Here is a 5,842-nt window from a genome sequence, read left to right on the forward strand (position 1 = left end):
TGATCAGAGTTCTCATCTGTCGGACAAAAACCAAGATTTGGGGGAGAATCCCCCAAACCCCCGATTGGGGGACGGTTGCGTCCCCCAAGCCCCCGCCAAAATAATTGTTCGGTTTTTTGTTTAGTAATTATTTGTGAGCTTTACTGAACTGTATTGGATTATATTTAGCGATTCATCTTTTTAAAAGTGCTATGGGACTTTAGGCTACAACCAAAATTATTGGTGGAATAATTTCTGTCGTCTATAATGAGCCTTTATTCACATCTTGCATCAAAGATGAGAGTAGACACGCTCTGTGCAGCTTCCTGGAGGGGAGCCACTGGCGTGTGACTTCCAATCGTTCAGAATTAGTGCAAGATTTACTCTCTATAAAAACTCATAACTCTCATAAATTTTATGAATGCTGAAGATTTTTTAACTCAGGGATTAAACAAAAATTTTCAAGGGGACTATCAAGGAGCGATCGCAGATTACACCCAAGCAATACAACTTAATCCCAATTTTGCGGAAGCTTACTATAACCGAGGTATTATTATCAGCACCGATCTTAAAGATTATCACGGCGCGATCGCAGATTTTGATCGGGCAGTAGAAATTAATCCTCATTTTGCCGAAGCTTACTGCAATCGGGCTAATGCGCGTTACTGGTTAGAAGATTATGAAGGCGCGATCGCTGACCATGACCAAGCATTGCAAATCAATCCCAATTTAGCTGAATCTTACCATAGCCGGGGTCAAGCCTACTTTGCCCTAGCATACTACGAAACAGCAATAGCTAACTTTCACCAAGCACTCCAAATTAATCCGCAGTTATCTACTTATATTAATGTTGATATTGCTAATGCTTACCATAATCGTGGTGTAGCCCATTGCGATCGCGGCGATAATCAAGAAGCGATCGCAGATTTTAACAAAGCTTTACAGTTAAACCCCAATTTTGCCGCAGCCTACACTAATAGAGGTAATGTTTATCATATTCTGGGAGAGTACCTACAAGCGGTAGCCGATCACGACCAAGCATTAGAGCTAGATGGCAATTTGGCAGAAGCTTATCATAACCGCGCGAATGCTCGTTATGCTCTGACAGACTATCAACGGGCAATTGAAGATTACAACCAAGCTTTGGAATTAAATCCCAATTTTGCTGGAGCTTACTATAATCGCGGTCTTGTTTATGCTCACTTAGAACAGTATCAGCAAGCAATGGCAGACTTCAATCAAGCGATCGCCCTCAATCCTGATGATGTGCAAGCATACTATGAACGAGGTCTTGTCAGTAGTGCTTTGGGCGACTATCAAGGAGCGATCGCTGACTATAACCGCGCATTGCAAGAAAATCCCACTCTAGATTTAGTATACGGCTTAAGAGCAAATGTACGTCGCCGCATGGGAGACTATCAAGAAGCGATTAAAGATAGTACAAAACTCCTGCAACTTAATCCCCTGATGGCTGAGGGATATTGCGATCGCGCTGCGGCGCGTCGTAATTTAGGAGACTATCAAGGCGCAATTAAAGATTACGATTGGGCATTAATGTTTAATGCCAATTTAGCCGAAGCTTATTATGGTCGAGGTATTGTCCGCGAAGCTTTGCAAGATTACCACGGAGCAATCACCGATAACACTCAGGCAATAGAAATTGCACCTAACTTTTCTCAAGCCTACTGCAACCGGGGTAACGTCCGCCGTCAGATGGGCGATGAACAAGGAGCAATTGCCGATTACAACCAAGCATTACACCTCAATCCTGAATTGGTTGAAGCTTATTACAACCGAGGATCTCTGCGCTATACCTTAGAAGATTATGAAGGAGCGATCGCAGATTATACCCAAGCTTTACAGCTAAATCCCCACTCCGCTGCATTTTATAGCGATCGCGGTAATGCTCGTTATGTCATCGAAGACTATCAAGGAGCGCTAGAAGATTACAATCAAGCAATAGCGATCGAGCCTAGTTTTGCGGAAGACTGGTTTAATCGAGGCCGTAGCCGTTCTTGGCTAGGCGAATTAGAAGAAGCGCTCAAAGATTTAAACCAAGCCTTAGAACTCCAACCTCATTGGACAGAAGCTTACCTTGTGCGCGCTGATGTTTACCGGAACCTAGGAGATTACGAAAGAGCAATTGCCGATTTCCAAGAATCCGCCGACCTTTATTACAAAGAAGGCAATATCCAATATTACCGAGAAATTCTCAATTTAATTGCAGAACTTGAGTAGGATGGGCATCGCCCACCAGCCCATCTATTGTAAATTTAAAATATTGGTGGGCTAGTGCTACACCGTAGGAGCATCCTCATCAGATTTTACCTCAGCCGTAGCTTTGAGACGAGTAGCTGTGCCCTTACGAATGCGATCGCTTTTGCGCACACCACCCGCCATCATATATTCGCTACTGTCTTTACCGTATTTACAACCAACTCCCAGCAGCATTCTCTCAGAAAGATTGCCCAAGCTTTTTTCCATCTCTTCAATCTCGATTCTGGTAGACTCAACTACTGCTAAAGCGCTATTATAAGTCTCTAGCTTGCCACGTAATTTCTCCATTTGTTGCATCATATTTTCTAGGTCGCAAGCATCGCCAAAATCCATTTTGGGATTAATAGCCTTTAGTCTGGCAGATCTCAATTGAGCTTTTTCTAGAATACGCGATATACGTTGTTGACGTGGCATAACAGCACTCCTGTATAAAATACTTATAGTACTAGCTTGCCTTAATCAAGCTGAATTTTGGTTCAGCATAATTCCCAGAATATTGTACTTTTAGTAATTAAATTTTTAAGTAATAACCGTTAGAAACTTCCAAATAAATATTTTATCGCTGTTGGTGATGACAGGCGTAAGTAGGTAGACACAATTATTTAGAAGACGCATTTCGACTTCTCCCAAGGGGAGACGCTACGCGAACGCTCAATGCTCGATAGCCCGACTAGAAGAGGGTTGAGCGGAGTCGAAACCCGGTAATCCGTTCGTTAGGTTTAATTTAGTCCTTCTACTTAGTGTTGGTTGTGACGGGCGTAGCGTTGGTTATGACAGATGTAGCGTTGGTTATGACGGGCGTAGCGTTGGTTATGACAGATGTAGCGTTGGTTATGACAGATGTAGCGTTGGTTATGACAGACGTAGCGTTGGTTATGAATATGATTTTGGTAGGGGTTTAGCAATGCTCATTGGTGTCAACTTAAGCTCAAACGCTTATCCCACATACGTTTTACCCCTCCCCTTAATCCCCTCCCCCGAAGTTTGCTCAACGGGGGGGAACCCCCGCACGCAACTTCTCTCCGCCTGCGGGGAGGGGAAGTTTTGGCTTTAGACAAAACTGGGGTGGGGTGACGAGGATCGTAATGGTAGGTGAGTGAATACAAAATCACGTTTTAACAAGGGTTTCACGTTAAGTTGACACGTATGAGCATTGCTAAACCCTTAGGAATGCGCTGGATATAGATTTTTCCGCTTAATTGCGGAAATTAGCACAAAAACTATGTGTTAATAAAGAAATAGGTTACATATATAAGTAGCTAATGGAACCTTTAACTACTGCTGCGATCGCAATTGGCACTGTAATTGCCACCAAAGCCTTAGAAAAAACAGGCGAAAATGTCGGACAAGCTTTATGGGATAAGACTGGCGAGTTTATTGTCAAGCTGAAAAAACACTCTCCCCATACTGTAGTTGCGATCGAGAAAGCACCAGACCAACCACTCGATTATGGCAAAGCTGTACTAGAAGTGGAAGCTGCGGCTAAAGCTAATCCTGAAGTGGCGCAAGTTGCACAAGAATTAGCAACAGCAGCTCAAGCTGAACCAAATCCTAACTTTATTCAGTTGATACAGCAACAAGCCGATAACCTTAAGTCTCAGCCACAACAACCAAATACCATCAACAATCAAAAGTTGGCAGATGAGATAAAGAACGTCTTCCAAGGCAACATATTTAATGCCCCAGTCACGTTTAACTGACTACAGTCGTCCGCAGGGGCGCGGACAAAGTTAAGCCTGACAAAATATATCCCCTATCGCGGTTCTGTCCATTTTGTCGGGCGAGAAACCGAATTAGCAATGCTGCATCAAGAATTGCAGCGCGGAGATTATGTCGCTATAGCCGGAATGGGAGGCGTAGGTAAAACTGAATTAGCCACCCAATACGCCAGAAGATATCAACAAGATTATGGCGGAATCGCCTGGTTCAACGACAGGGAAAGCAATCTCGCTGCGGAAGTTTTGGAATTTTTCGTCAAATTCGATTTCGAGATACCCCAAGAACAAGGCGGAAGACTCTTAAGCCTCAAAGAACAAGTCGCTTGGTGTTGGTCGCAATATCCCGAATCTGAGTTACCTATTTTAATCGTCTTTGATGATGTAACTAGCTTAACCTGAGTTCGGGATAAGAAATCCTCAAACCCCTTGATTTTTCGTTGTCTGGTCTGAAACTTTGTTTTCATATATTTTCAATAAGGCATGTTGTTGATATTAATCTCATTTGTGAACCTTATTGACGAAACGATTCCACTTTAATCACTTCTTTTACCACTTAGAATTTTGCTCAATCTATACACAATAAGCTTTTTAGCTTCTGGCTTAACCCGAACTCAGGTTAGCTTAGACAACCTCCGCGAAGTTGTTCCCAGCGATAACCGCTTTCGAGTTTTGGTGACTACTCGACTGCGACATTTAGACCCTAACTTTATTCAAGAAATTCCCTTAGATGTTCTCTCGCCAGAAAAAGAACCAGGAAAAGCTTTAGAACTGTTAAAAGGATTGTTAGGGAACAGAGACAGGCGAGTAGAAAACCAACCAGCAGCCGCAACCGCAATTTGTGAATGTCTGGAATATTTGCCTTTGGGTATAGAGTTAGTAGGAGCTTATTTAGTACAAGACCCAAATTTGTCTTTAGATACGATGTTTGGGCGGTTGCAAGAACGCAAATTAGCAGAAGAAGCTTTACAAAATCGGGAAACTCTCACATCAACTCAACTAGGAGTTAAAGCCGCTTTTGCTTTAACGTGGGAAGAACTCAACCACCACCCACTGACGCAACAACTAGGAAGATTTTTGAGTTTATTTGCTCCCCAATTAATTCTTTGGGATTTGGTAATTTGGGTAGCCACAGCAAGTCAAAACCTTGAGCAAACAGAACCCGCTATACAAGCACAGCCTGCTGGCGATAACCAGTTCGCGCAGGCGGACTACCCTTCGGGAACGCCAAGGGCGAACGTTTCTGTAGCCCCAGACTTTCAGTCTGAGGGCAATTTATTAACGTGGACAGAAGATGAATTAAACGCAGCTAAAAAGCAACTTTATGAACGTAACTTGCTGCAACTGGTAGAAAACAGCGAAGGATATTATAAAATTCATGCCTTAGTGCGCTGGTTCTTGCAAGAGCAGTTAGCCGATGCTGGCGAGATGAAAGCAGTTTTAGAAACAACCTTCGCCATTGCCATGATAGCTGTAGCTCAAAGTCTTCCCCAGTCACCCACCTCTGAGGATATCGAAAGCATCAGGTATGTTGTTCCCCATCTCGAAGACCTGGGACAACGGTTAATTGCAGAAGTAACGCAAGTAAGAGAAGAACAGATAATTTCCCCAGCATCAGTTCCCAACGATCGAGTAATTTGGGTATTTGAGCCAGTGGGAAGATTTTACGAAGGACAAGGATTATATCAATTAGCAGAACCTTGGTATGAAAAATGCGCCAACGTTTGCCAAGCTTTATTTGTCGGCGACCATCCCTATGTGACTGCTAGCTTGAACAATTTAGCTACACTCTACAATAGCCAAGGGCGCTACAACGAAGCCGAACCCCTATTGATTGAAGCCTTGGCGATGACAAAGCGCCTGTTTCCCAA

Annotated in this window: 6 protein-coding genes; 4 read left to right on the forward strand and 2 right to left on the reverse strand. The window is 43.3% G+C overall.

Annotated elements, in window-relative coordinates:
- Positions 1-396: 396 nt before the first annotated feature.
- Complete coding sequence (locus BV375_RS01485) at positions 397-2,217, forward strand: tetratricopeptide repeat protein (RefSeq protein WP_086756508.1); 1,821 nt, start codon at positions 397-399, stop codon at positions 2,215-2,217.
- Between the two features lie 57 nt (positions 2,218-2,274).
- Here the strand turns inward: BV375_RS01485 and BV375_RS01490 are convergent, their stop codons facing one another.
- On the reverse strand, positions 2,275-2,670 hold the full coding sequence (locus BV375_RS01490; RefSeq protein ID WP_086756510.1) for a hypothetical protein: 396 nt from the start codon (positions 2,668-2,670) through the stop codon (positions 2,275-2,277).
- Between the two features lie 323 nt (positions 2,671-2,993).
- On the reverse strand, positions 2,994-3,161 hold the full coding sequence (locus BV375_RS36465; RefSeq protein WP_166507345.1) for a hypothetical protein: 168 nt from the start codon (positions 3,159-3,161) through the stop codon (positions 2,994-2,996).
- 357 nt (positions 3,162-3,518) lie between these two features.
- Between BV375_RS36465 and BV375_RS01495 the strand changes: the two genes are divergently transcribed.
- The 3 genes from BV375_RS01495 to BV375_RS01505 all read left to right on the forward strand — a co-directional run.
- Positions 3,519-3,956, forward strand: coding sequence for a hypothetical protein (locus BV375_RS01495; protein WP_086756512.1), 438 nt, complete (start codon positions 3,519-3,521; stop codon positions 3,954-3,956).
- 99 nt (positions 3,957-4,055) lie between these two features.
- Positions 4,056-4,373, forward strand: coding sequence for an ATP-binding protein (locus BV375_RS01500; RefSeq protein WP_086756514.1), 318 nt, complete (start codon positions 4,056-4,058; stop codon positions 4,371-4,373).
- Between the two features lie 162 nt (positions 4,374-4,535).
- On the forward strand, positions 4,536-5,842 hold a 1,307-nt coding region (locus tag BV375_RS01505; RefSeq protein WP_243713809.1), incomplete at its 3' end, for a tetratricopeptide repeat protein.

This window comes from Nostoc sp. 106C (genome assembly GCF_002154725.1).
Classification (GTDB): domain Bacteria; phylum Cyanobacteriota; class Cyanobacteriia; order Cyanobacteriales; family Nostocaceae; genus Aulosira.

Excerpts from the sequence above, each read along its gene's own strand:
- BV375_RS01490 (WP_086756510.1), bottom strand. The coding sequence starts at position 2,670 with ATGCCACGTCAACAACGTATATCGCGTATTCTAGAAAAAGCTCAATTG.
- BV375_RS01495 (WP_086756512.1), top strand. The coding sequence starts at position 3,519 with ATGGAACCTTTAACTACTGCTGCGATCGCAATTGGCACTGTAATTGCC.
- BV375_RS01500 (WP_086756514.1), top strand. The coding sequence starts at position 4,056 with ATGCTGCATCAAGAATTGCAGCGCGGAGATTATGTCGCTATAGCCGGA.
- BV375_RS01485 (WP_086756508.1), top strand. The coding sequence starts at position 397 with ATGAATGCTGAAGATTTTTTAACTCAGGGATTAAACAAAAATTTTCAA.